The organism is Blautia sp. BIOML-A1, assembly GCF_009883055.1.
In the GTDB taxonomy this organism is placed as follows: Bacteria; Bacillota; Clostridia; order Lachnospirales; family Lachnospiraceae; genus Blautia_A.
In genome coordinates, this window is record NZ_WWVR01000019.1 from 43,481 (window position 1) to 69,677 (window position 26,197).

Below are 26,197 nucleotides of genomic sequence, written 5' to 3' on the forward strand. Positions count from 1 at the left end.
ACAGTAACCTGCCCGCATCTCCTGCTTTTTATTCGTTAGATTTTCGTTCTTTTGGAAATGTCATAGTAATTTCCGTACCTTTGCCTTCTTCACTGAACATCTTAAGTGTACCACCAAGGAAGGTAACTCCATGCTTCACGATCGACAGTCCCAGTCCTGTACCACCGATTGCCTTAGAATGGCTTTTATCTACACGATAAAACCTTTCAAATACTCTACTGCAGTCTTCTCTGGGAATTCCTATCCCATTGTCCTTAACTCTAATCTCCACGCTGTCTTTCAGTTCCTGAAGATGAATACTTACTGTACCATCTTCCCGGTTATATTTGATTCCATTATCGCACAGGTTATAAATGACCTCTTCCAGAATAGGTCTTACTGTACAAAAATTCAGTTTCTCGCCGTCAATAAAAAGATGCACGTTTTTCTTTGCCGCAATGTCTCTTAGATTTCCGCATACATTTTTTACAACTGCATAGGCATCCACTTTTTCCCATTCATACGGATTTTCGCCCTCATCCAGCTGAGAGATCTTGATCGTATCCTCAACAAGCTGGATCAGTCTCTGTGCCTCCCGGTAAATCCTTCCGGCAAACTTCTGTACATCTTCTCCCTGTACTATGCCATCCTGTATGATCTCTGCAAAACCAGAAATAGAAGTCAGAGGTGTTTTCAGTTCATGTGACACATTAGCCGAAAACTCTCTTCTGAGATTTTCTCTTTCAACCTTCTCAGTCTCATTAACCAGAAGCAGGACTGCACCTACCACTCTGTCATCTCGGGAAACCGGATTTGCGATGAGCTGAACATATTCTCCATCAAGCTGCAGCATGGCACTGCCATGCTGTCCTTTGAGAACATCTTCGATTACTTTACGAAAATCTTCATTTCGGTCAAGGGAATATACACTGTCACCTATCTTCGGCTCTCGTAACTGGAACATTCTCCACACACTGGAATTTCCGGAGAGGATCATTGTATATGCATCAATGACCAGAAGCCCCTCCTGCATATTCTCGGTAATGATCTGGAATTCTTCCTGATTACGTCTCGCTGTTTCCAGCTGCATCTGTATCTGATAATTCTGTTTATGGATTCGGCTGAGAAGAGGTCCCACCTCCTCATAAATCTGATTATCTTCCGGATGGTCAAGATCCAGTGTATTGATCGGTTTAACAATTTTGGCCGATATACGTGCCGCTGCAATTCCTGCAAAAATCAGCATCACAATTGCAACACCTATCACGGAAGGAAGAAGCTGAAGCATAAGTGTCAATATGGAAGAATGCACTGCAGCTACTCTGAGAACTGTTCCATCTGTAAGCTTCCGTGCATAATAAACGGTTTTTTCAGACAGTGTACTGGACATTCGTTCCGCGTATCCCTGTCCTTTTTGCACTGCCTCTTCAAACTCTTTACGGTCACTGTGGTTTTCCATAGAAGATATGTCCGCCTGGCTGTCATAAAGCACGTTCCCCGACGCATCAATGTAGGTAATACGGGCATCCTTCTGCTTCAGATGCTCCAGATAATTTACTCCGCTTTGTTCTACTCCATACGCCAGATAGGAAGCCTCTTTTTCCAGCTCCCCATCTAATTGTTTTCCAAAATACCGATACAGAATTCCCATTACCAGGGCACTTCCCAGCATCAGGATCATTGCCGAAACCAGCACAGTCGATTTAAATATCTTCTTTGTCAAGCTTGACTGCCTCCCATTTGATGTTCGTTGTTTCTGTGGACACCGGTGAGTGCATACTCAACCCACTCCGCAATATTTACTGCATGATCTCCGATCCGCTCCATGTATTTTGCCGTCATAAGAAGATCAAGTCCTGCCTTTGCATCCAGGTTCTGATACATCAGCTTCGCCAGTTCTTCTTTGACCTGATTAAATGCATCATCTACCTGATCATCATCGTCAATAACCTTACGGCAAAGCTTCAGATCTTTCTTTACGAACGCGTCAATACTCTCTGTCACCATGCGAACTGTCATCTCTGCCATGCTTCCGATCAGTTCTGGAACCTCTACATGATTGACCTCAATAAACTTGGAGAGATCAGCGATATCTGCAGCCTGGTCTCCTATACGTTCCATATCAGAAATCATTTTCAGTGCTGCTGAAACCTCCCGCAGATCCTTCGCTACAGGCTGCTGATGAAGCAAAATACGCATGCAGTGATTCTCTATTTCACGCTCTTTCGTATCAATCTCTCTGTCTGTGTCAAAAATTTCCCGGACACAGTCATCTCCCCGGATTGCCCTGTTGGAAAGTGAGATCACCTTCTCACAGAGGCTTCCCATTGTGATTATCTGTACATGAAGTTCCTCAAGCTGCCTTTCGAAATGTGTCGCCATGATCAACCAAACCTCCCTGTAATGTAGTCCTCAGTTCTTTTGTCCTTAGGCATGGAAAACAAGGTATCTGTATCGTTAAATTCTACCACTTCTCCCAGGAGAAAAAAAGCTGTTTTATCAGAAATTCGTGTCGCCTGCTGCATATTATGTGTAACAATGACAATTGTATAGTCACCCTTAAGTTCCATTGCAAGTTCCTCGATTTTGGAGGTGGAAATCGGGTCAAGAGCGGAGGTCGGCTCATCCATCAGAAGAACTTCTGGCTGTACTGCCAGTGCTCTCGCGATACAAAGTCTCTGCTGCTGTCCACCAGACATTCCGAGAGCACTTTTTTTCAGACGATCCTTTACTTCATCCCAGATTGCTGCATCACGAAGAGATTTTTCTACAATCTCATCCAGTTTTGCTTTGGAATGAATGCCATGTGTTCTTGGACCATATGCGATATTATCATAGATGCTCATTGGAAACGGATTCGGTTTCTGGAATACCATTCCGACTCTTTTGCGAAGGCCATTGACATCCATATCACCATAGATATCCTCGCCGTCAAGTTCTACTCTACCGGTGATCCTGCAGCCCTCTACCAGGTCATTCATTCGATTCAGGGACTTCAGAAGGGTGGATTTACCACATCCACTTGGTCCGATAAAAGCGGTAATTTCTTTTTCCGGAATATGCATATTGATATCCTTCAGTGCATGAAAATTTCCGTAAAAAAGGTTCATATCCTCTATAGAAAGTTTAATATTATCGTTCATTTCGTGTTATCCTTTCGCGATACGTTTTGCCACCATACCGGACAAACCGTTAATGATTAATACAAATAAGAGAATGATAACTGCTGTCGCAGATGCCTGATTCATATGGAGACCTTCACTGGAAAGTACATACATATGAAGAGCCAGTGTACGTCCGGATCCCATCAGATTTGGAACCTGTGCAACGGTTCCGGAAGTATAAAGAAGTGCTGCTGTCTCACCAATGATACGTCCGATTGCAAGGATGATTCCTGCAAGGATTCCCGGTACTGCTGAAGGAAGCACAATCGTAAAAATCGTACGAAGCTTGCCTGCTCCCAGTCCGAAGCTTGCCTCTCTGTAAGAATCCGGAACTGCCTTTAATGCCTCCTCAGAGGTTCTCATAATAAGCGGAAGTACCATGATAACAAGGGTACATGCACCTGCCAGAAGAGACATTCCCCAATGAAGTGCTGTTACGAAAAACAGCATACCAAACAGACCAAATACGATAGACGGAATACCGGAAAGTGTCTCCGCTGTGATACGGATGATCTGTACCAGTTTGTTGCCTTTTTTTGCATATTCTACCAGATAAATTGCTGCAAAAATTCCAAGTGGTGCTGCAATCACAAGTGACAATCCGGTCATGATAAAGGTATTGATAAGAGAAGGCATCAAAGAGACATTCTCTGAGGTATACTCCAGACTAAAAAGACTTGGGGTCAGATATGGGATACCTTTGACAAGGATATATGCTACCAGGAAGATCAGCACAGAAAAAGTAATTACTGCTGCTCCTATCGTAAGAAGTGCAAGCACTCCTGAACCTGGATGGCTCAGATAGGAACGGATGCGGTCCGATACTGATGTCTGATTTCTCTTTTCCATATTTTCCGTCGCCGGATCTATTGCTGCTGCATTAGTTTGCATGTTCTGACCTCCTGTTCAGTAAAGAAAGACTCAGGTTGATGATCAGGATAAACACGAAAAGTACTACTCCTGTTGCAATTAGTGCTTCTCTGTGAAGCCCTGTAGCATAACCCATTTCTGTTACGATGTTTGCAGTCATGGTACGAAGACCTTTGAGCAGTCCTACCGGCATTCTTGCCTGGTTTCCTGCTACCATAATAACTGCCATTGTCTCACCTATTGCACGTCCGATACCAAGGACAACTGCTGCAAGGATACCGGATTTCGCTGCCGGAAGCATAACCATAAAAATGCTTCTTTCTTTTGTTGCTCCCAGTGCCAGAGAACCTTCATAATAGCTTTCCGGAACACTTCTAAGTGCGGATTCTGTAGGTCCGATAATCGTCGGAAGAATCATAATTGCCAGCAGAAGTGAAGCAGCCAGCCAGCTCGTTCCGGTGCCGCCAAAAGTACTTCTGATCAGTGGCACCATAAGGACCAGACCAAAAAATCCATATACGATAGACGGTACACCAGCCATCAGTTCAATTCCTGATTTCAGCGGACGATAGATTTTCTGCGGACAGTAGCGTGCCATAAATACTGATGTGAACAGTGCAATTGGAACACCGATCAGGATTGCTCCACCTGTCACATAGATACTTGCAATGATCATTGGAAAAATTCCAAACTTGTCATTGGATGGTTTCCATACGGTTCCAAGAAGAAACTTAAGCGGCCCTATCTTTGCGATGGCCGGAAGTCCGTTCGCAAACAGGAACAGACAGATCAGAAATACTGCCAGGACAGAAGCACAGGCAGCCACCATAAATACAATTTTCATGGCCTGTTCTTTGAATTTATTCATACAGGACTCTTCCTCTCTCCAACTTAGCGGATGCGCTGCTGGCGCTTCCTTTATATGCAATCAATGTACTCAGACATACAGGAAGCCCGGAACAAACCGGGCACCCTGTTCTGTCAGTCTGTATATGTCTTATTTAGCCAGGTCTTCCCACTCTGTAGTCTCACCTGTGAAGATAGCTTTTACCTGATCACTGGTCAGATCATCAATGTCATTGTCATTGTTTACTACAACTGCGATACCATCTCTTGCAATCTCTGTTGCTGTAAGATTTTCGCTTGTTTCTTCATCTTTCAGTTCACGGGAAGCCATACCGATATCGCAGATTCCTTCTGCTGCGGATGTGATACCTGTTGTAGAATCGCTCTGCTGTACTTCTACTGTGATTTTTCCGCCGTTTGCTTTTTCATAGGCTTCTTTCAGTTTTTCCATAACCGGTGTTACAGATGAAGAACCAGCTACAACAACTTTACCCTCTGCATCGCTCTGCTCATAAGCTTTTGCATCATCTGCTACTTTGATGTATCCGTTGTCCTCTACAATCTGCTGTCCGTCAGCACTCATGATATAATTTTCAAAATCCTGAGCTGCATCGCTGAGTTTCTCACCTGTTACGATGTTGAATGGACGGGATACTTTGTATGTATCATTTGCAACATTCTCTGCGGATGCCTCAGCACCGTCGATCTTAACTGCTTTTACAGTGTCATTCAAAGAACCAAGGGAAATATATCCGATTGCATTCTCATCACCTGATACAGTTGTCATCATAACGGAAGTGCTGTTTGTGATGCTTGCATCCTCTGTTGTCATATCTACTTTTTCATCACCCTGTTTTTCTTCAATCCCAAACAGCTCGATGAATGCTCCTCGTGTTCCTGAACCATCTTCACGGGAAATTACATCAATGGTTCCGCTTGCTGCGTTTGCTACAGATGCGAAAGCGGTAGTTCCAATAAGTGCTGCTGTTACGATTGCAAGAAATTTTTTCTTCATAATAAATAACTCTCCTCTTGATTTTGCTTTATTTAATTTTTTTGTTTTCCTCATTGACAAGTGCAATTATATGGAGGAAAAGTAAAATACAAAATCGTAACCCTGTAAAATCTTTGTAAAATAGAAACCTTCAAAAAACTTTGACCTGTACGCTGGCTATAGCTTATAATAAGGATATATCTGATTCTATTTTTATATCACACAACAGGAAAGGTACTTATTTATATGAAAAAAATAACTCTTATGAATACAGATCTCGAACTTTCTCCAATGGGAATGGGCTGTGTAAATGCCGGCATCAAATGGGACGGCGAGGATGCTTACCGGATTTTTGATGCTTTTCTGGATATGGGCGGCAATGTTTATGATACTGCCCGCGTCTATTCTGACTGGATTCCTTCTGAGATCGGACGCAGTGAGCGTGTACTTGGTCAGTGGCTCCGTCAGAGCGGAAAGCGTCATGACGTTATATTACTCACCAAGGGCGGACATCCGGATATGACTTCTGCCACCCCTGATATGCACGCTTCACGGATTTCTACTGAAAACATGCGTACAGATCTGGAACTTTCTCTTCGTGCACTTGGCACAGATTATATTGATATTTATTTTTATCACAGAGATAATGAAGCGATTCCTGCAGGAGAATTAATTGAAATAATGGAAAATTTCCGAAAAGAGGGAAAAATCCGTTACTATGGCTGCTCCAACTGGAGTACCGCACGTATGAAAGAAGCAGATGTCTATGCCGCATCCAAAGGATACCGCGGTTTCACGGCAAATGAGGCATTGTTTAATATCGGTTCCTCCTCCATGCGTCCGCCTGCAGATGACACCCTGGCCATCATGGATCAGGAGATGCAGAAGTATCACGCAGAAAATCCTCAGAATCTGGCCATGCCATATATGTCTGTGTGCAGTGGATTTTTCCATAAATTATATGCCGACGGAACAGCCGCTGTAAAAGATTCCGAATACTATACTCCTGAGAATCTCAAGATTGCCGAAGGACTTCACGGACTAATGGAAGAATATCAGATTTCTCTGACTCAGGCCATTCTGGGATATCTGACCTGCCGTGATTTTACCTGCCTGCCACTTTACGGACCACGAAATACGGCGGATCTTAGAGAAGCCATGGAAACCTTCTCCATTCCATTCCTCAGAGAATATTATCCTGAAGTGTAATTTGCAAAAAGGGCACAGCTCATTTTATCTGAGCTGTGCCCTCTTCTTCTGTTGTCTTATGCCATCCCGTTTACTGTTTTGTATTTATACAGCATCTCTGCGTGATTCTGTTCTTCTACCTGAATATCTGCGAGCAGTTTACGCACTCCACTGTCACCAAAAGCAAATACATTTGAATTGTATTCTCCTGATACCAGCTTTTCTGACGCAATACAGTCCGTTGCCAGAAAAGCATCCAGCTGTTTGTCCTCCGGGGAACTCATCGCCGTATAGGCAGCCTTCGGCTGATACTCTTTCCCTGCATTGTCGTTGCAGTTACACTGCGGGACTTCTCCTCTGAGTACACGGTCAAGAGAATCATAATGTTCTCTTTCCTTCTTTTCCAGAATCTGAAAAAGATTCTTCAGTTCAGGATCTTTCGCCTGCTGCGCATATCTTCCGTATTTTTCAATGCAGCTTTTTTCCTGTGTCTGTAAGTCTTCAATCGTGGTACGTTCCTTTTCTTTTAATATCATCGTATACGCTTCCTCTCTTTGATTTTGCAATACGATGACAGTATCTGCTGTGATGGGAAATATTATACCTGAACTTATGATAAAATTTTATAGACTTATTTCAGAAAAAATCTTATATATTTTTTCCCAGAATCACCTTGATCAGGTATTTATCCAACATGATCGTACGGTTCCAGGGATTAAGGATCACACCTTCGATTTCATCTGCAGTAAGTGCGGTTTCAAATAATCTGTCAATATCTGTAAGAAATGTAGATTTGACATTTCCGCCCCCTTTCAGTTCTTCCTCAAAACTGGTAAATGCTGCCCACCAACTTCTTCCATCCTCTGTTTTGATCGCTTCCAGTCGGATCTGTCCATCTCCCTTTGGTGGTTCCACAGCAATGATGAACTGACCGTCCGCTTTCATACAGCGGCGGATCACGGTAAGCGTATGTGCCAGCATTTCCTGTGTGGTTTCTTTTTGAAGTCCCGCAATCGCCTCTTCTATTTTTTCGTTGCCCTGTAATCCTTTGTCTGTGTTATTGTTCATGTTTTTTCCTCTTCTTTTACAGAATATTTTTTAGTTCTCTCAATTCATGGATAATATACTCTGCCGGTTTTCCACTTTTTGATTTTTCTTCGTTATATTTTTCCACCGAAGGCACATACCAGCAGGTGGACATCCCATAGAGTTTCCCGCCTGCAATATCTGCTGTCAGGGAATCTCCGATCATCATACATTCTTCTGGCTGCACTCCCGGAAGAAGCCTCATACAACCATCAAAAAACTGTTTTCCCGGCTTATCTGCCCCTATCTTTTCTGAAACAAAGCAATAGTCAAAATATTTCAGCATATCTGCACTTTTCAGACGATTGATCTGCTGCTCGTAAGGACCATTACTTGCGGCACAGAGACAGTAGTCTTTCTTATATAAATATTCCAGAAGTTCTTCTGCGCCTTCCACCGGAATCGCAGTCAGATGAAGCAGTCTGCGGAATTCCTTTTCCATCTCGACTCCATCCGCTTCCAGTCCGAGATGTGCAAGGATTGCCTGCCAGCGCACATGAAAAAGATCGTCCATAGTCAGCTCTCTGCGCTCAATCCTCTGCCATATTTTGTTGTTTTCTTCTGTAAATACAGAAAACATTTCTGATCTGTATTCCAGTCCTGCCTTCCGGAAGCACTGCTCCATTCCCCATGCAGCACCTGCATCAAAATCCAGCAGAGTATTATCAATATCCAGAAAAAGAACTCTTATCTTATGGTTCATATAGTTTTCCTCATTTTTTCTGTTTCATCTTACCATATCACATATTTTACAGGTTTCCAAGCAAAAAGCCTTCTGTTCCCTTCATTCTCTGTAATCCGAACTGAATGCGTCGATATTTTTTATATGAAGATTCTGTAAAATCTCAATCAAACCTCCGTAAATGCTATTGTTTTCTGAAAATTACAGTGATATACTTCACAGCGTCGACTGAGGGTAAGGATTGGATCCAACAAATATCTATTACATTTTAATTATCTATCTCTTAAAGGAGTTTATATTATTATGAAAAGAAAATTGATTGTCGGTTTTTTAACTCTTTGTTCCATTACAACTGTATGTCCTTCCGTTTATGCATCCACAGAACACTACACAGACAGCAGCGTTACCGGTGCTGATTCCGGATGGTCTGACTGGACTTCCAGCTGGGCAGATACGGCAGCAGATTTTACCAAAGTATCTCTCACTCCGGGTGCAGATGACACACAGCTTAACTTTGCATGGTACAGCGAAAAAGGTGACAGTACTGCTACTCCTGTTGTCCATTTCGGAACCGATAAAGACAATCTTGAAACCTTCGAGGGTACTGCCGGCGATGTAGATCAGGAACTTACCGGCGATAAAGCATATGAATATAATCACGTAACTGTAACCGGACTTGAACCAGAGACAACCTACTACTACACAGTAGAGAAAAACGGTCAGCAGACAGACGTGTGCGAATATAAAACACAGAAAACAGATTCCGTAAAAATCCTCTATGTAGGCGATCCGCAGATTGGTGCTTCCAAAGGTCAGACCCAGGATGGTGCCGAACTGACCAACGAATCCGGTGAAGCTAATACTGCTGCCGAGAACGATGGCTTTTCCTGGAATCGTACACTGAATACCGCACTTTCTGAAAATCCAGATGTAAACTTTGTCATCTCTGCCGGTGATCAGGTAAACAAAACCGGTGAAGCCAAAGAAGAGGAATACGCCTCCTATCTGAGTGCAGACGCACTGAAAAGCCTTCCGGTAGCAACAACCATCGGTAATCATGACTCTCTGAATCCTGATTACTCCTACCATTTTAACAACCCGAACAATACAGACAACGGAAAAACTGCTGCCGGCGGTGATTACTATTATAGCTATGGCAAAGGACTTTTCATTGTCCTTAATACAAACAACTATAACGTGGCAGAGCATCAGAAAACCATCGAGGAGGCTGTAAAGGCATATCCGGATGCAAAATGGCGTATCGTAACTATCCATCAGGATATTTACGGCTCCGGTCTTGATCATTCTGATACAGATGGTATGATCCTTCGTACCCAGCTTACTCCTGTCTTTGATGCTAACGATATTGATGTCGTTCTCCAGGGTCATGACCACACCTACAGCCGTTCCAAAATGCTCTACGGTGACGGACAGACTCATCAGAACTATGAGTTCAGTTTAAACGCAGACGGCACGGACTATGACTGGGATCACGCTACAAATGTAGATACCGGCGATCAGATCACACTTGCTCCGGAAGAAGGCAATACTGATGCACAGGCTGCTCTCGATGCATTCCACGAGGACAACAACTGCTATACAATTGAGGATGTAGACGGAAATACTGTAACAGATCCTCAGGGAATCCTTTACATGACAGCAAACTCCGCTTCCGGTTCCAAATATTACGAACTGCTCTCCACACAGCAGGATTATGTAGCAGCACGCAGCCAGAACTGGCTTCCAAGTTATTCCGTCATCACAATGAGTGCTGATTCCTTCTCCATCGACACTTACCAGATCACCGATGATGGCAAAACTGAAGCTATCGATGATACTTTTACCATCCAGAAATCCGGTACAGATACATCTGCTGACACCACAGATGCTTCTGATACTGAAGCCGACGATTCTGCAAATTAAGGGGATCTGAACTCGTATGACTCACACCAGATTTACCGGGCTGCTTTCCAGAAAAAAAGCAGTCCGGTATCTTATTTATCTTTTACTTGTCTGTGTGTTCGCTGTTTTTGTCTTTAAGCTTAATCAGGTAGAAAAAACAGAACTGGTTGTCCGGACGGGGCAGACATTTGAAAAGGGAAAAGTCACAGAAATCCTTCAGGATAATCTCGATTCCAACGGAACCCGTGTAGGAGAACAGAAGGTACGGGTAAAAATGCTCACTGGTGTACGAAAGGGAGAAGAACTTGATGTCACCAGCAGCTCCGGTTATCTTTTTGGTGCAGCCTGCACAGTAGGAATGAAGGTCATTGTCATGCAGAGCGTTGCCGGTGAGACCACGATCGCCAGCGTTTACTCTCAGGATCGTGAGTGGGTTATTTACATCTTTGCCCTTCTTTATCTTCTTGCATTATGCATCATCGGCGGTAAACAGGGGATCAAAGGATGTCTTGGCCTGATCTTTACTTTTTTCTGCGTGATCTTTGTATATCTTCCGCTTGTGTATCTTGGATATTCACCATTCTGGTCAGCAGTATTTATCTGTTTTCTTACCACACTGGTCACTATGTATCTGATCGGCGGACCGACAAAGAAAACCTGTGCAGCTACACTGGGCACCCTGGCAGGTGTTGTTCTTGCCGGTATCTCTGCATGGTGCTTCAGCAAAGCATCCGGCATTTCCGGCTACAATGTATCTGATATTGAAACGCTGATGACTCTGTGGAATACCAACCGGATCCAGGTTGGCGGACTTCTTTTTTCCGGGCTTCTGATTTCCTGTCTCGGTGCTGTCATGGATGTTGCCATGTCCATCAGCAGTGCCATTGATGAGATCTACAAACAGAATTCTTCCCTTACACGCAAGGAACTGTTTAAGGCCGGAATGCGTGTCGGAAGAGATATGATGGGAACTGACAGTAATACCCTGATTCTTGCATTCGCAGGAAGCAGTGTGAGTACGCTTCTTCTGGATTATGCCTATGATCTTCCATATCAGCAGATCATCAACTCAAACAATATTGGTATTGCGATCATGCAGGGACTTGCCGGAAGTTTCGGAATCGTACTCTCCGTTCCACTTACTGTACTGATCTGTACAATTCTTTTTCACAGAAAAGAAACTGCTGTAAAATTATGATCTTCGTGGAAAAAAAAGTCTCCGGGTTCAACCCGGAGACTTTTTATACGGTAATCTTAAACCAGTCCTTCTCGTCAAAATCAACTACTGTACAGTCATTTGCATAAGTACATTCCGGAAGAATGATCATTGCATGAAGTACTTCGTTATTTGCCGGAAGCGGACAGAGATGCCAGATTGCCGCATTCAGTTTTACCATGTATCCCTTCGGCACAAGAAAAGCCTTCGTCAGTTCCGGGACAGGTGTGCCGCCGGATGCCGGTGCAACATGAATAATCATGTCATCGTCCAACGCAACAATTCCCTCCCATGTAGTTGTATGATATTCCGCTGCTTTAATAATTCTCTCATCTTTGCGGACAGCAAGCGGAGAAAATGCCATACTTCCGACACAGGCACCAGAAATACGATCTGGATAAAATTTATGGATTTCACCTTCCAGCGGATGTCCCTCCGGTTCTGTCATGCTGTAGAATGTTCCATACGGTGCAAAATCTGCCGCGTTAATTTTTACTGCTTTTACCTCTCTCATATAGAAAAGCCTCCTCTTTTTAATAAAAACCCCGTTGATTCTCTCAATACATCCAGTATAACATAGTAAAAAAACAGTCTCAAGCTATTTAGGACAATAGGTGGGAATCCTCTGCAATTCAATTACCGAGATGAAAGCACAGGATTGTGCGTATCCGCACAAAAAATATAACAACAAAGATTGATTTCTTATATCTCCTGATTCTTGTATTTGTTTTCAAAAGAAAGCAGACCAGATTTATATTGAAAAGCAAGAGCATTTTGTGCTATGCTATAACCATAGTAGAAATTATGAACCAAAAGGAGAATGGAGATGCTGCTGTCACATAAAACATCCATAAAGATCAGTCAGGAATATTCCAATATCATAGGGCATATGTGTTATGCAGCATCCAAACTCTGGAATATCTGCAACTATGAACGGCGTCATTATAAAGAACTGAGACTGGAAAAGTATCCTGACTGGTATTATCAGAAAAAAGCACATAAAGGAAATCTGTGGTATAAACAGCTTCCGTCACAGACAGCGCAGGAGACCTGCAAGCAGCTGGATAAAGCATGGAAATCTTTTTATGTCCTGAAAAAGACCGGAGGGATCAAAGATCCAAATCCGCCCCGTTTTAAACAGGGAAATATACCGGTCACATACATGCAGATGGGGATCAGGCATGAGAAAGGTTCGGACCAGCTGAGGCTGTCTCTGCCAAAGGAACTGAAAAGCTACATGGAAGAAACATACGGGATCCATGAAAAATTTCTATATCTTGAAAATAAGATTTTCAGGAACATGGATCATATAAAGCAGCTGCGGATCTATCCGCCGGAAAATGGAAAATACGACCTTATTGTTATCTATGAGATTGAAGAACCGGAGCAGCTTTCTCAGAATGGACATTATTTATCGATTGATCTGGGACTTCATAATCTGATGACCTGCTATGATTCTGGAAATGGCAGGACTTTTATTCTGGGAAGAAAATATCTTTCTCTGGAAAGATATTTTCATAAAGAGATCGCCAGAGTGCAGTCTGTATGGTATGCACAGCAATCGGAAAGAGGAATAAAATATCCAAAATCATCGAAACATATCCAGAGACTTTACAGGAAAAAGCAGAATGCAGTNCTGTAGAAAAGAAGACATCCGCTGTATGATTGTGGGGAACATCCGAAATATCCGTAAAGAAAAAGATATGGGACACAAGACCAACCAGAAGTTTCACGGACTGCCATATAACAAACTATACATCATGCTGGAATATAAGTTGAAACTGTATGGGATTCAATTGATCAAGCAGGAAGAAAGCTATACCAGCCAGTGTAGCCCGTTATCACCAGAAGTATCAAAAAGATATGCAGAAGCATCAAACCGAAAAGAACGGGGCATGTATATAACTGACGGAGTAAGATACAATGCAGATGCAGTAGGCGCGTTTAATATCCTGCGGAAATATCTTTCCGTATCCGGAAAACAGAAGGAACTGTCCGTAACCGGACTAAAGAATCCAGAAATAATAAAAGTAGCTGCATAGCCGAAAGGCAAGCAGTATTGGTGTCATGGACGCACCCTGAAAAAAGGCGGTATCCCGCCAGATTTCAGATGCTCTGGTAACTTAGTTGCCGAGTAGTTCACTTTAACCGATCCAGGATCGATTTTCCAATTGTACCCTCCGGCATTTCCACACCGAAATTTTCTGCGACAGATGCTCCTATCACAGCAAATGTATCCTGATCTTCGATAGGACCTGTCTCTTGCATCTTGGGAGAATATGCAATAAATGGTACATATTCTCTTGTATGATCGGTTCCCGTATAAGTTGGATCATTTCCGTGATCTGCGGTCAGAATCAACAGGTCATCTTCCCTCAGTTTATTCAGCAAAGTTCCAAGTCCCTTATCGAACTTCTCAATCTCATGACCATACCCTTCCGGATTTCTTCTGTGTCCCCACAGTGCATCAAAATCTACCAGATTTACAAAACACAGCCCATGAAAATCTTCTGCACAGACTTCTGCTGCCTGCTGCATCCCCTGGACAGAACTGTCAGAATGATAGGTTTTTGTGATTCCCTCACCACAGAAAATATCATGGATCTTTCCAATACCGATCACATCTAGCCCCGCATCCTTCAATGCATTCAGAACTGTTCTGCCTGTTGGTTTGAGGGCATAATCATGACGGTTGCTGGTTCGCTTAAATTCCCCTTTTTTCATTCCGATATAAGGTCTTGCAATGACTCTTCCAACTCTCCACTCATCTTTAAGTGTCAGTTCTCTGGCAATCTCACAGCAGCGATACAGATTGGCAAGATCAAATGTTTCCTCATTTCCACAAATCTGCAGTACAGAGTCAGCAGAGGTATATACGATCATCGCACCTGTATTGATTTCCTCTTCACCAAGTTCTTCAATGATCTCTGTCCCACTTGCACTCTTATTTCCAATGACACGTTTGCCGCACCTTTTCTCAAGTTCATCAATCAGTTCCTTTGGAAATCCGGTTTCTGTAAAGGTTTTAAATGGTTTCTGTGTATAGATTCCCATCATTTCCCAATGTCCGGTCATCGTATCCTTGCCATTGCTTCTTTCCGCAATCCGCATATAACGCCCCAGAGGTTTCTCTACGCCTTCCATAGTGCCGCCTTTATGCAGATTCAGCATTCCAAGCTTCTGAAGGTTCGGAATATCCAGTTTTCCCATTTTATCCAGGATGTGTCCAAAGGTATCCACACCTTTATCACCAAATTCTTCCGAATCCGGCATCGCTCCGATTCCAAGTGAATCCAGGACAATTACAAACACTCTCTTATACGTTTCCATAAGCGTTCCTTTCTGCTATTATGCCTATTTCTGCTTTGCCTTTGCCTTGTCAGCACGGATCAGTTCACGGATTGCTTCCACAGCTACCTGGATTGCTTTATCTGTGTCATGTACCACCGGATTTTCCAGTCCCAGTTTCTCTCTTTCCTGATTTGCCATTACCAGAAAACAGGCACCTGCACGGACTTTTAAATACCCTGACACAACAAAAATCGCAGCAGATTCCATCTCCGATGCAAGACATCCCATCCGTTTCCAGGCCTCCCATTTATTCATAAGCTCATAGCTGACTGGCTTTGTTTCCGGTTCATGCTGTCCATAAAATGCGTCTTTACTCTGCACCACACCTGTATGAAATGTACAGCCCTTTTTCCCGGCTGCCGCTACAAGCGCATTCGTCACTTCCAGATTCGCTACTGCCGGAAATTCTATAGGAGCATATTCCTTACTGGTCCCTTCCATACGGATTGCCCCTGTTGCGATTACAATGTCACCGCTCTTTACCTCTGTCTGCATTCCTCCACAAGTTCCAATACGGACAAACGTATCTGCTCCGCAGCGATACAGCTCTTCCACTGCGATTGAGGCAGACGGACCGCCAATCCCGGTAGATGTTACGCTTACCTTTACACCATCCAGCGTTCCTGTATAGGTTACATATTCTCGATTGTCCGCCACAAAAACCGGATCATCAAAATACTCTGCAATTTTCTGGCAGCGTTTCGGATCTCCCGGTAAGATTACATATCGTCCGACTTCTCCTTTTCCTGCCTGAATGTGATACTGCCTGCTCGTATCCTCTGAATAATTTTTCATATCCGTCCACCATCCTTTCCTTTGGTAGTTCTGTATTATACATGCCCTGTCTCACATGCGATTGACTTTACTTCCGTTTTCTTGTGATCCATAAGAATGTACAGGTAAAAATAATGCCCTTTACAATTGATGTAGAAGAAAGTGCCCACCAGATTCCATTCAGCCCCATAATACCTCCGAGAATGATCGCCAGCGGGATTCTAGCACTGGTAAAGGCTATACTGATAATACTGCAGAGCCGGGTTCTGCCAAGTCCTGATAATGCACCAACCGTCGTTAATTCCACACACATAAAAGCTTCGCTGAAACCTATGATGATCAGATATTCAACTGCCGTTGCAATTGCCGCTGGTTCATGGAAAAAGATCCTGGCAATCGGCTCTGGAACACATATAAATACAGCTGAGATCAGCAGTCCCCAAATGCCAACCGTCCATAAAGAAGCCTTATAGCCCTTTCTGACACGATCATTCCTGCCTGCACCATAGTTCTGTGCAATAAAAGCATTTAATGCCGCTGCAAAACCATCTGCAGTATTCCATGATATTGATTCAATCTGACCTCCGACTCTCTGCGTTGCAACAGCTTCTGCACCATATCCTGAGATCATACGTGTCAGCACCATGGAGATTGCACAATATGCCATTCCCTGTATTGCTGTCGGAATTCCAATCTTACAGATCCCCTGCAGATATTCCCGCGGGATCTTTGCAAAAAGCCTGGTTCCTTTTAATACATTTTCTTTCTTCTGTATGACAATTCCAACTATCATGATACTCATAACGATCGCCTGTGCTGTTACCGTTGCAATTGCAGCCCCGACAACACCAAGCTTCGGAAAACTTCCCACCCCAAGGATCAGCACAGGATCCAGGACCATATTTGTGGCCAGGCCGACAAGATTCGCTATAAAAGGCGTCTTTGAATCTCCCTGTGCAGTATAAAGTCCTGTCAGGGTCAGCGTCATAAATGAAAATACGATCAGCCCACAGGCAATCCTCGTATATGACATTGCCGCTGCATGAGCCTGTGCATCTGCAAGCTGAAAAAATCCTACCATCTGTCTGGTAAACAGCAGCGAAAGAATTGCATATGCCATTCCCATAAATGCGGCAAGCTGTACTGCTGCCTGCGCAAAACCGTGTGCCCTTTCTCTGTCTCCACGTCCGATACACTGTGCCACATGCACCTGACCGCCCATTCTGGCCATAGCTGCAAGTCCCTGCGAAAGCCAGGTAAACATACCTCCAACACCTACACCGGCAACTGCCTTCGAACCAAGCAGACCAATCCAGGCCATGTCTGTGATGTTGTATAAAGTCCCCAGAAACGATGACGCCATGATCGGAACCGCAAGTTTCGTCAGCGTTTTTAAAATAGGACCTTTTGTTAAATTTCCTTCCATTTTCATTCCTCATCCATTTTTATTTTTCATCATCCACAAATCCTATTATACATGGTTTGGCACAGATTTTCATCCTATTTCTGGTATATAGTAAGAATCCCACATCACTGTTGTCTGTGACATGGGATTCTCTGATTTTTTTGTTCTTTCTGGTTATTTATATTTCACTGCTGTTCCATATGCGATTACTTCAGCTGCTCCTGACATAACCTGTGAAGATCCGTATTTCACACCGATCACGGCATCTGCATCCATTTCTTTGGCTTCATCCACCATGCGTTTCGTAGCAATCTGTCGTGCCTCATTCAGCATCTCTGTGTAACCTACGATCTCACCGCCAACCAGAGTTTTCATGCCTGCCATGAAATCCCTTCCTATGTTCTTTGTCTGGACAACTGTTCCTTTGACAATTCCAAGTGGCTCAAAATCCACACCAGGAATGTTTTCAATACTTAGAAGCTTCATCCTCTTCTCCTCCTTCGATCTCTTTCATTCTTCCTGCAAGTGCTATGAGCGTTCCTATGATTATGATAACCGGAATCGCTGTTATAAGCAGAAGCAGTCCTAATGGAATCGGATCCTGTGTGTTCGCCCACAAGATCAGTACAATGGTAAATGCCATGAGCAGTATCATTACCACAGCACCTGCAATTGCTCCTGTTCTTTTTTTCTTTCGGACATCTGTTTTGCTTACATCCATAAACCTCGCACCTTCTTTCTCCATCTTCTCGATTTCTTCCAGACAGTCCTCTGCATTCAGAGAATCCAGTGATCGATGTTCCAGGATCAGACGTTCACACATCCCCTGCATCTTTGAGAGATCTTCTTTGCGATGTTCCAGTTCCCTCAGATGCTGCTCCAGGCAGATCTGCAGGCTTTTCTTTTTTTCGAAGAGGGATTTCATCTCTTCTATAGAAATATCCATCTTGCGGAACAGCTTAATTTCCTGAAGCCGTATGACATCCTCCTGATGATATTCCCTGTATCCGTTTTCTGCACGTTCTACATTAAGAAGCCCCTGCTCTTCATAAAAACGGATATTTTTTCTTGTGATTCCCACAAGCTCTTCCACCTGTTTGATCTTCATTGTGCTACCTCTTGCTTTCTCGACAGCCTGAAAACCGTTTCTGTTGCTGTCTGTACTTGTTTTATACAGCTTCCATAAGGTGGAAGGTCAAGTGTTTTTTATTTTTTTACGTTTAATCTTCCTGATATTTTACAAATGTGAATGTTTTGCCGTGATTGGTCAGTTCCAGACCATCCTCTGTTTCTTCATAGGTAAACTCCATGGTATTTGATTCCATTTCCCATCCGGACGGATAGTATTCTTTATCTGTCATATCATTGTCTATTTTTATCTTTATGGTGTCAGTGTCCAGCTCTACGATCGTTCCTGCCAGGCCAGGGTCTCCGGCCTCCGCATCATAAATCATCAGAACCGGCGGCTCTGTCGTAAAGAATTCATCTGGTTCTGTAAAAATGACCATCTCCCAGAAACACTCATTATCATAATAGGCATCCTCATCCATATCATCATCATATGGAATTCCATACTGCCCTGCAAGACGGGCCAGAATCTCCTGATCCACCCCTCCACCAGATGGATGGTTCAGATATACTCCTGCTCCCACTGCTATAACCACCAGAATTCCTGCCGCAATTATTATTTTTTTCTTCATAATCGTTCTTCCTTCCTGTAAAACTTTATTTGTAACTGTTCAGTACCCTCACAGTTACCTTTATTTTTTATTATACTTCTCTGTTTTACATTTTTGTTCCTGAAAACCATATCTTTATTTCTCACTTCTCGCTATGGTAATGATGGAAACCACAAAAAGAAACATAGGATAAAAGAGCTTCGGCATAATCTGGAAAGCAGAAATCTCTCCACCCAGCTCATTAACTGCCGAGATTGCTACAAGCATCTGTGCTCCATATGGAATGATTCCCTGGAAAATACAGGAAAAAGTATCCAGTATGGATGCTGTTTTTCGTGGTGTGATTCCATACTCATGTGACATTTCTTTTGCAATTGGATTAGCCATAACAATTGCTACGGTATTATTCGCAGTTGCAATGTCTATGGTTCCGACAAGAAGTCCCATACCTAGCTGGCCGCCTTTTTGTCCACGGAAAATTTTGCGGATCCAGTTCAATAAAGCATCGAATCCTCCATATTCACGGATCAGTGCACACATTGCAGCCACCAGGATCGCCACCATACAGGTTTCAAACATGCCACTAACACCAGATCCCACATTCGTCAGAAGTTCTACCGGCGTGATATGCCCGCCCCAAAGCATAATGAATGCTCCTGAAACGATTCCCGTCAGAAGAACTACAAAAACATTAATACCAACAATGCCACCGATCAGTACAAGCACATACGGTAGTACCTGCAGCAGATGATAGGACTGGCTGACATGTCCCTGTATTTCTGTCTGAAAAGAAAGAAGCAGGATTACAGCCAGCGTTAGCAAAGCGGCCGGAAATGCGATCCAGAAGTTTTCCCGGAATTTATCTTTCATCGCACATCCCTGCCCATTACAGGCTGCAATTGTTGTGTCGGAAATAAAAGAAAGATTATCCCCAAACATTGCGCCACCCATGACAGATGCCACACAAAATGCCAGATCAAAGCCTGATGCATCAGACACAGCAGCTGCAATTGGAACCAGAAGTGTGATTGTTCCAACAGAAGTTCCCATTGCCACCGATACAAAGCAGGCAACTACGAACAGAACTGCCACAGAAAATCTGGCAGGAATCAAAGTCAGCATAAAATATGCCACGCTCTCAGCACTGCTTCTTCCCACTACACCAACAAAAGATCCCGCTGTGAGGAAGATCAGCAGCATTGTAATAATATTCTTGTCCCCGACACCATGTGCCATGATCTCAAGTTTTCTGTCAAAACATACGGTTCTATTCTGCAGACATGCTACCAGAATCGCTGCCAGAAACGCGACTACGATCGGTACATTATAAAATCCCATCGGAATCTTCATCACATACTCGAACAAAATTCCCAGCCCCAGATACAGTATGAGAAATACCCCTATTGGAGCAAGAGCAAGGGCATTACCTTTTTTGTTTTTCATTATCAAATCCTCTTCCTTTGCACTAGTCAACATATTTTGGACACAAAATTATAAAAATTATTCAGTTACAGCGTAAAGTTGTACAAGCCGTATGCCACCCTTGACATAGCTCCAGGAAACGCTGGTCGGCTTTCGCCGACAGTATGAACTCATGAACAGATTAAATTAGTCATTCGCCGGACATTTATTGTAGCGTTTCTTTCCGGCTGAATGTCAAGGGCAAGCCGCTGACGCGGTGTCTGGTATCTGCCTCCGGATTCGAATCTATGAACAGATTATGCTGCATACCTCTCACGGTATTGTTTCGGTGTAAGATAACTGAGCGCATAAGCAGGGCGCTCCTCATTGAAAAATTTAATATATTCATTCACTTCTTCGTAAACTGGTCGTTCACCTGTGACATGAAAATCCATAAATAATTCTGCTTTGATCCATCCGTTGATGGATTCCATCGCACTATTATCAGTAGGTGTTCCAGCTCTGGACATGGATCTTACCACATACATAGGAAGAAGATCATTGTATGCCTTTGAAGCATAGACGGATCCTTGATCTGAATGAAGAATCATTTGGTATTCTGGATGTTGCTTCTTTACTTCAAGGAGATTTTCCAGGCCGTTTATATAAGTCATTCGATCACCACGTTTTGATGATAGAGAATGACTTAGGATTTCATTATTCCAAAGATCCATATATAAGGTAAGTTCATAATAGATACCTTTTACCCAAAATGCAGTCATATCGCTTACAATACATTGAAGTGGACCATCAATCTGAATCTCTGACATAAGAAGATTTGGAAAAATCTTAAACGGAGCACCAGGTTTCTTGTATTTGTAATGTTTAGCTTTACTCTTGATACCAGCAGCCTTGCAACATTTATGTGCATAAGGATCAGACATCTCTATTCCTTTATCCAGACGGATTTTAGCATTTAACCATCTATATCCATGGGATGGATATTTTAAATGGTATTCCTGGAATAACTGGATATTTTCAATCAATGCCCTTGTTCTTGGAGCTGGATTGCTGAGCATCTTCTTCCAATAATAGAAGCTGCTTCTATTGATGCCCATGGCATCACAAAGAAGATGGACAGGAAACTCTCCTGAGAGTTCCAGAATCACTTGATATTCTTGCTGCTGTAATGAATTACCGAACCATCCCCCTTCACTTCGTAACCTTTTTTTAATCGTGCCTCTGTGATACGTGCCTGGATAAGAGCTTGAATTAATTCTTCCTTTGTCATGGATTCATATGATTCAAAATCAGGTTGTTTTGCTTCGATTGGTTGTGGAGTTTTGGAAGCATCCGTTTTTCTTTTCCTTCCGGCATTTTTAGGTGGAAGATGGTTGGTATCTCGATATAGCCACATATAATTGCGAGCCGTATTATCATTGATACCATACTCTTCAGCTGCTTGAAATCTTGTTAGTTCGCCTTCATAAATACGGCGCCCAATGTCCAACCGTTGTTCTAGAGTGTATTTCATGGTAAACCTCCTGTTAAACACGAAATCAATTAAGACTAAATATGAGAATTCCTTGTTTGAATTATAACTCATTTATGTCTAGAAATTGACCCCTCTGTGTCCAAAATTAGTTTACCACTTCACCTTTTATTTATTGAAAAAGCCTTCTTTTTTCTCAATGGCATTCTCCATTATAGATTTTACCATTTCTCTGTATATATTTGAATACAATAAACGTTTTATTTTTATAATAAGCAGACCCTTATTGACAAATAAATAACCAGATGTAATAATACCCCACAGAGATAGTATTTGAACTCAAAACTATACTCTGGCTGAAATCACTGGAATCTTATATAAAAACAATCTGCCGGAACTCTTTAAGGAGAACGGACGGATAAGACTGTAACTGCAAAGATACTGAACAGTTACATAAAATCATAAAAGATATGAGCCGGTATTTATGATACAGTAACCCAAAGCATATTCTGGGCATTACAGAATATATGAAGGGATTTTTATGTATCAGAACAGGACTCAATTTACAGGGAATCAATCAGAAGCGTTTCAGGGTCAAAGTGTATCCTGATACGCTTTTTTGCAGTTATGGAGCTGTAAGATTTTTCCTGCAGGAAAGGACTATATAAGATGACAATAGAAATGTTAAAAGGAAAAATCCACAGAGCAACCGTTGTGCAGGCAGAACTGGACTATGTCGGAAGCATTACTGTGGACGAAGAATTGCTGGAAGCTGCCGGAATACTGGAATATGAAAAAGTTCAGATTGTAGATGTAAACAACGGCAGTCGGTTCGAGACATACACCATAAGCGGAAAACGTGGAAGCGGTATGATCTGCCTGAACGGAGCAGCAGCAAGATGTGTAAGCACAGGTGACAAGATCATCATCATGGCTTACGCCGGGTATGAGCCAGAAGAGGCACGCACCCATAAGCCTGCAGTTGTGTTTGTAGATGAAGAGAACAAAATCAGCAGAGTGACCAATTATGAGAAACATGGTCTGCTCAAAGACATGTCCTGAAAACAATATCATATCAGGACATTTTGTCCGAAATTTGACAAAGTACTATAAGAACAAACCGCCATTCTGACTGATAACTATTATATCAGTTGGATCAAATGAGATGAAAGTGAATTCAGAAAAGAGGCTATCTCAAAATCTATGATAACGGTCCATTGACCGGGAAAGAGGAGATAACAATGCAGGTAACAAAAACAGTAGAAGAAACAAGAAAACAAATCAAAGCATGGAAAAAAGAAGGCAAGACTGTCGGACTTGTTCCGACTATGGGATTTCTTCATGAAGGACATGCAAGTCTGATCAAAAAATGCAGAGAACAAAATGACGTTGTAGTAGTATCAGATTTTGTTAATCCAACACAGTTTGGACCGACAGAAGATCTTGACGCATATCCCAGAGATTTTGAACGCGACAGCAAACTCTGCGAAAGTCTCGGCGCAGATCTTATTTTCTGCCCAGAACCATCTGAGATGTATCATGATCCCCATGCCTTTGTAAGTATTGATACATTGTCCGAAACACTTTGTGGAAAAACACGTCCTATCCATTTCAAGGGTGTGTGTACAGTTGTAACCAAACTGTTCCATATTGTAGCTCCGGACAGAGCATATTTCGGACAGAAAGATGCCCAGCAGCTGGCTATCATCCGCAAGATGGTGCAGGATCTCAATTTTGATATTGAAATCATAGGCTGCCCTATTGTTCGTGAGGAAGATGGACTTGCAAAATCCTCCAGAAACACATATTTAAATGAAGAAGAAAGAAAAGCTGCTCTCTGCCTGTCAAAAGCTGTAAAGCTTGGCCAGTCTATGATCCACACAGGAATTTCGGCAGAAGAACTTCTCGGCAAAATGCGTGCAGTGATCGAAGCAGAACCTCTGGCAAAGATCGATTACGTTTCCATGGTAGATGCTCTTACCATGCAGCCGATAGAAAAAGCAGATCGCAGTGTTCTCGTAGCAATGGCTGTTTACATCGGAAAAACAAGACTGATCGACAACTTCAGCTACGAGGTATAATATATGGAAAATATTCTAAAGAAAATCGGAAAAATCAGCAGCCTTGCATCCAGATATATCGGGATCATCATTATTGCTTTCTCCTGCCTTGCTTTTTTCTGGCGGGATGGCTTTGCATGGATGACCAATTATACCTCCGTCTTTCTCGGTGTGATCATGTTCGGTATGGGACTGACCATACGTCTGGAAGACTTCCGGGCAATTTTTTCCAGACCAAAGGAAGTGATCATCGGTGCTGTGGCTCAGTATACAATTATGCCAATCGTAGCCTGGGTACTATGTAAAGTCATGAAACTTCCCGCAGATCTGGCACTGGGTGTGATCCTTGTAGGATGCTGTCCGGGCGGAACAGCCAGCAATGTAATCACCTATATTGCCGGCGGCGATGTAGCACTTTCTGTCGGAATGACCATTGTTTCCACCCTGGCAGCACCTGTTATGACCCCATTTCTCGTGTACGTTCTGGCTGGAGCCTGGGTAGAAGTATCTTTCTGGGCAATGGTGCTTTCTGTAGTCAAAGTAATCCTGATTCCGGTACTCCTTGGTATCCTTCTTCGTACACTTGCCGGCGATCATGTCGATAAGGTGTCTGATGTTATGCCTCTGATCTCTGTTATAGCTATTGTTATGATCATTGGCGGAATCGTGGCTGTCAATGCAGAAAAAATCTTAAGCTGTGGAGTCCTTGTGCTTATTGTTGTGGCGATCCACAATTTCTGCGGTATGATGCTTGGTCTTCTTGCAGCAAAACTTTTCCATGTAGAATATACAAGGACAACTGCTATAGCTATTGAGGTCGGTATGCAGAACAGTGGACTGGCAGTTTCCCTGGCAGCAGCAAACTTCGCTGCCAATCCACTGGCAACACTTCCAGGAGCTATTTTTAGTGTATGGCATAATATTGCCGGCTCTGTTTTTGCCAGTATCCGCCGTTCGGGTGTCGAAAAGCTCGACAAACAGCATACCAATGAAAAACCAATACCAGAAATCTGATATCCATACTCAAAGAAATCCCGGAACCTTATGATTCCGGGATTTCTTAAACCATTACTATTCACAACAGCCTTCCAGATAAGTTACCTCTACTCCCTGCTCACTTTCTGATTTTGTATTATCCCTATCTTAATACATATTGATGTACTATCGGCTATACAAATATTCTTTCCTGATATCCGGCAGTTTTGTATTTTTTTATCTCATCAACCACCGAAATCAGTCTGACGTCTGTGATTTTATCCAGAATTTTCATCCTTCTGTCAGAAATCACTTCCTCAGATCTGCTTTTATTATAATCTTCCGGATCCATATGCCAGAAATGAAACTTTCCCCGATAATAGTCTGCCAGTTTCTGTGCAATCAAAATCCCTTCCGGATCCAGATCACCAGAATAATAAATCGTAGTTCCAGATTTTTCCAGAAGATCAAGGAGCATAAGTCCTGCGAGTCGAGGCTGACCATTCATGCACATACATGAACACTCAGCCTTTCCACAAAGCATTGCAAAAACAGACGGATTTTCTACAATATAAATTTTCTGCTGCAGACATCTTACCTCCTTCCAGTCAGAAATTACTCCAAGGGGTACCTGAAGCATATCCTTTTCTTTTTGAAATCCATCCATTCCCATATGAATAGTTCCATCTTTTTTTACTGCCTCTACATTACACACCATCGCATAATTGGATACATCATCCAGAAGAATTCCTGCTGCAAGAAAACTCTTCTGTCTTTTATATGCCGGAAATATTTCTGTACCCTCTATCAGTAAATTCCGCTGTTCCAGACTTCTGTGAATCATCTGTTCAAGTATCCTGCCGCCCACAGTTCCTCTGTCAAATGCATGCGGATTTCCAGTCAACATTGCGGCAAAAACTGCCAGGTATATTTTCTGTTCCTTTCTGTATGGCAGTTTAGTGACATGCTCCCACCACTTAAATCTCTGATTTTGAAGTGGGGGCTTCTTGCTCAATGGCTCTACTGAGCCAAGTATCTACAAGCTATCCTCGCGTGCCCCGCGATTTTTTGCCCGGACACGGGCATATTTCTTACTTATTGTCTTGTCCGGATACGGACAGTTTATGCTGCCA

28 protein-coding genes are annotated in these 26,197 nt (G+C 42.9%); 8 read left to right on the top strand and 20 right to left on the bottom strand.

Going from position 1 to position 26,197, the window contains the following annotated elements; all coding sequences use genetic code 11:
• Nucleotides 1-28: 28 nt before the first annotated feature.
• The 6 genes from GT674_RS09960 to GT674_RS09985 form a co-directional block, all read right to left on the bottom strand.
• Entirely contained in the window at nucleotides 29-1,702 is a 1,674-nt protein-coding gene (locus tag GT674_RS09960) for a sensor histidine kinase (RefSeq protein WP_161285549.1), read from the bottom strand.
• Nucleotides 1,699-2,361, bottom strand: a complete 663-nt coding sequence (gene phoU / locus GT674_RS09965; protein ID WP_161285550.1) for a phosphate signaling complex protein PhoU — start codon at nucleotides 2,359-2,361, stop codon at nucleotides 1,699-1,701. Before phoU ends, GT674_RS09960 begins: the two co-directional genes overlap by 4 nt.
• Before the next feature lie 2 nt (nucleotides 2,362-2,363).
• Nucleotides 2,364-3,122, bottom strand: coding sequence for a phosphate ABC transporter ATP-binding protein PstB (gene pstB, locus GT674_RS09970; protein ID WP_161285551.1), 759 nt, complete (start codon nucleotides 3,120-3,122; stop codon nucleotides 2,364-2,366).
• Nucleotides 3,123-3,128: 6 nt separating this feature from the next.
• The gene (pstA, locus tag GT674_RS09975) at nucleotides 3,129-3,992 is read right to left on the bottom strand and encodes a phosphate ABC transporter permease PstA (protein WP_373090335.1); all 864 of its coding nucleotides are present in this window, start codon (nucleotides 3,990-3,992) and stop codon (nucleotides 3,129-3,131) included.
• A gap of 31 nt (nucleotides 3,993-4,023) precedes the next feature.
• Complete coding sequence (gene pstC / locus GT674_RS09980; protein WP_161285553.1) at nucleotides 4,024-4,881, bottom strand: phosphate ABC transporter permease subunit PstC; 858 nt, start codon at nucleotides 4,879-4,881, stop codon at nucleotides 4,024-4,026.
• Nucleotides 4,882-5,010: 129 nt separating this feature from the next.
• Nucleotides 5,011-5,874 (bottom strand): substrate-binding domain-containing protein, encoded by an 864-nt coding sequence (locus tag GT674_RS09985; protein WP_161285554.1) that lies wholly within the window; start codon nucleotides 5,872-5,874, stop codon nucleotides 5,011-5,013.
• Nucleotides 5,875-6,099: 225 nt separating this feature from the next.
• Between GT674_RS09985 and GT674_RS09990 the strand changes: the two genes are divergently transcribed.
• Complete coding sequence (locus tag GT674_RS09990; protein WP_161285555.1) at nucleotides 6,100-7,062, top strand: aldo/keto reductase; 963 nt, start codon at nucleotides 6,100-6,102, stop codon at nucleotides 7,060-7,062.
• 56 nt (nucleotides 7,063-7,118) lie between these two features.
• Here the strand turns inward: GT674_RS09990 and GT674_RS09995 are convergent, their stop codons facing one another.
• From GT674_RS09995 to GT674_RS10005, 3 genes are all read right to left on the bottom strand, one after another.
• Nucleotides 7,119-7,577, bottom strand: a complete 459-nt coding sequence (locus GT674_RS09995) for a ferritin-like domain-containing protein (RefSeq protein ID WP_161285556.1) — start codon at nucleotides 7,575-7,577, stop codon at nucleotides 7,119-7,121.
• 112 nt (nucleotides 7,578-7,689) lie between these two features.
• Nucleotides 7,690-8,109 carry an SseB family protein gene (locus GT674_RS10000; RefSeq protein WP_161285557.1) on the bottom strand — a complete coding sequence of 140 codons (420 nt, stop codon included), beginning with the start codon at nucleotides 8,107-8,109 and terminating at the stop codon, nucleotides 7,690-7,692.
• 16 nt (nucleotides 8,110-8,125) lie between these two features.
• Complete coding sequence (locus GT674_RS10005; protein ID WP_161285558.1) at nucleotides 8,126-8,830, bottom strand: YjjG family noncanonical pyrimidine nucleotidase; 705 nt, start codon at nucleotides 8,828-8,830, stop codon at nucleotides 8,126-8,128.
• A gap of 282 nt (nucleotides 8,831-9,112) precedes the next feature.
• Between GT674_RS10005 and GT674_RS10010 the strand changes: the two genes are divergently transcribed.
• Together GT674_RS10010 and GT674_RS10015 are read left to right on the top strand one after the other, a co-directional pair.
• The gene (locus GT674_RS10010) at nucleotides 9,113-10,732 is read left to right on the top strand and encodes a purple acid phosphatase family protein (RefSeq protein WP_161285559.1); all 1,620 of its coding nucleotides are present in this window, start codon (nucleotides 9,113-9,115) and stop codon (nucleotides 10,730-10,732) included.
• A gap of 16 nt (nucleotides 10,733-10,748) precedes the next feature.
• Nucleotides 10,749-11,909 carry a YibE/F family protein gene (locus GT674_RS10015; protein ID WP_161285560.1) on the top strand — a complete coding sequence of 387 codons (1,161 nt, stop codon included), beginning with the start codon at nucleotides 10,749-10,751 and terminating at the stop codon, nucleotides 11,907-11,909.
• 43 nt (nucleotides 11,910-11,952) lie between these two features.
• Here the strand turns inward: GT674_RS10015 and GT674_RS10020 are convergent, their stop codons facing one another.
• Nucleotides 11,953-12,441, bottom strand: coding sequence for a DUF4867 family protein (locus GT674_RS10020; RefSeq protein WP_161285561.1), 489 nt, complete (start codon nucleotides 12,439-12,441; stop codon nucleotides 11,953-11,955).
• Nucleotides 12,442-12,816: 375 nt separating this feature from the next.
• Between GT674_RS10020 and GT674_RS17405 the strand changes: the two genes are divergently transcribed.
• Nucleotides 12,817-13,569 (top strand): RNA-guided endonuclease InsQ/TnpB family protein, encoded by a 753-nt coding sequence (locus tag GT674_RS17405; RefSeq protein WP_442859857.1) that lies wholly within the window; start codon nucleotides 12,817-12,819, stop codon nucleotides 13,567-13,569.
• A 19-nt stretch (nucleotides 13,570-13,588) separates the two neighbouring features.
• Nucleotides 13,589-13,969 carry an IS200/IS605 family accessory protein TnpB-related protein gene (locus GT674_RS17410; RefSeq protein WP_442859858.1) on the top strand — a complete coding sequence of 127 codons (381 nt, stop codon included), beginning with the start codon at nucleotides 13,589-13,591 and terminating at the stop codon, nucleotides 13,967-13,969.
• Between the two features lie 97 nt (nucleotides 13,970-14,066).
• On the opposite strand, the gene GT674_RS10030 is transcribed toward GT674_RS17410, so the two are convergent.
• The 9 genes from GT674_RS10030 to GT674_RS10070 all read right to left on the bottom strand — a co-directional run bounded on the left by GT674_RS10030 (nucleotide 14,067) and on the right by GT674_RS10070 (nucleotide 22,071).
• On the bottom strand, nucleotides 14,067-15,257 hold the full coding sequence (locus tag GT674_RS10030; protein ID WP_161285562.1) for a phosphopentomutase: 1,191 nt from the start codon (nucleotides 15,255-15,257) through the stop codon (nucleotides 14,067-14,069).
• A 24-nt stretch (nucleotides 15,258-15,281) separates the two neighbouring features.
• Nucleotides 15,282-16,073: a uridine phosphorylase gene (udp, locus tag GT674_RS10035; protein ID WP_161285563.1), complete on the bottom strand. Its 792-nt coding sequence runs from the start codon at nucleotides 16,071-16,073 to the stop codon at nucleotides 15,282-15,284.
• Nucleotides 16,074-16,140: 67 nt separating this feature from the next.
• Nucleotides 16,141-17,478, bottom strand: a complete 1,338-nt coding sequence (locus GT674_RS10040) for an MATE family efflux transporter (protein WP_161285564.1) — start codon at nucleotides 17,476-17,478, stop codon at nucleotides 16,141-16,143.
• Nucleotides 17,479-17,631: 153 nt separating this feature from the next.
• Entirely contained in the window at nucleotides 17,632-17,943 is a 312-nt protein-coding gene (locus GT674_RS10045; RefSeq protein ID WP_161285565.1) for a YbjQ family protein, read from the bottom strand.
• The gene (locus GT674_RS10050; RefSeq protein WP_161285566.1) at nucleotides 17,924-18,565 is read right to left on the bottom strand and encodes a MerR family transcriptional regulator; all 642 of its coding nucleotides are present in this window, start codon (nucleotides 18,563-18,565) and stop codon (nucleotides 17,924-17,926) included. The genes GT674_RS10045 and GT674_RS10050 overlap by 20 nt, the downstream gene beginning before the upstream one ends.
• A gap of 112 nt (nucleotides 18,566-18,677) precedes the next feature.
• Nucleotides 18,678-19,157, bottom strand: coding sequence for a hypothetical protein (locus tag GT674_RS10055; RefSeq protein WP_161285567.1), 480 nt, complete (start codon nucleotides 19,155-19,157; stop codon nucleotides 18,678-18,680).
• Nucleotides 19,158-19,271: 114 nt separating this feature from the next.
• The gene (locus tag GT674_RS10060; RefSeq protein WP_173903183.1) at nucleotides 19,272-20,579 is read right to left on the bottom strand and encodes a Na+/H+ antiporter NhaC family protein; all 1,308 of its coding nucleotides are present in this window, start codon (nucleotides 20,577-20,579) and stop codon (nucleotides 19,272-19,274) included.
• A gap of 275 nt (nucleotides 20,580-20,854) precedes the next feature.
• Nucleotides 20,855-21,706 carry an IS3 family transposase gene (locus GT674_RS10065; RefSeq protein ID WP_161285569.1) on the bottom strand — a complete coding sequence of 284 codons (852 nt, stop codon included), beginning with the start codon at nucleotides 21,704-21,706 and terminating at the stop codon, nucleotides 20,855-20,857.
• Nucleotides 21,703-22,071 (bottom strand): hypothetical protein, encoded by a 369-nt coding sequence (locus GT674_RS10070; RefSeq protein WP_161285570.1) that lies wholly within the window; start codon nucleotides 22,069-22,071, stop codon nucleotides 21,703-21,705. The genes GT674_RS10065 and GT674_RS10070 overlap by 4 nt, the downstream gene beginning before the upstream one ends.
• A 627-nt stretch (nucleotides 22,072-22,698) precedes the next feature.
• Here GT674_RS10070 and panD point away from each other — a divergent pair.
• From panD to GT674_RS10085, 3 genes are all read left to right on the top strand, one after another.
• Complete coding sequence (panD, locus tag GT674_RS10075; protein WP_161285571.1) at nucleotides 22,699-23,091, top strand: aspartate 1-decarboxylase; 393 nt, start codon at nucleotides 22,699-22,701, stop codon at nucleotides 23,089-23,091.
• Nucleotides 23,092-23,270: 179 nt separating this feature from the next.
• On the top strand, nucleotides 23,271-24,110 hold the full coding sequence (gene panC, locus GT674_RS10080) for a pantoate--beta-alanine ligase (RefSeq protein ID WP_161285572.1): 840 nt from the start codon (nucleotides 23,271-23,273) through the stop codon (nucleotides 24,108-24,110).
• 3 nt (nucleotides 24,111-24,113) lie between these two features.
• Nucleotides 24,114-25,103 (top strand): bile acid:sodium symporter family protein, encoded by a 990-nt coding sequence (locus tag GT674_RS10085; protein WP_161285573.1) that lies wholly within the window; start codon nucleotides 24,114-24,116, stop codon nucleotides 25,101-25,103.
• A gap of 154 nt (nucleotides 25,104-25,257) precedes the next feature.
• Here the strand turns inward: GT674_RS10085 and GT674_RS10090 are convergent, their stop codons facing one another.
• Entirely contained in the window at nucleotides 25,258-26,079 is an 822-nt protein-coding gene (locus GT674_RS10090; protein WP_161285574.1) for a DUF2399 domain-containing protein, read from the bottom strand.
• Nucleotides 26,080-26,197 lie beyond the last annotated feature (118 nt).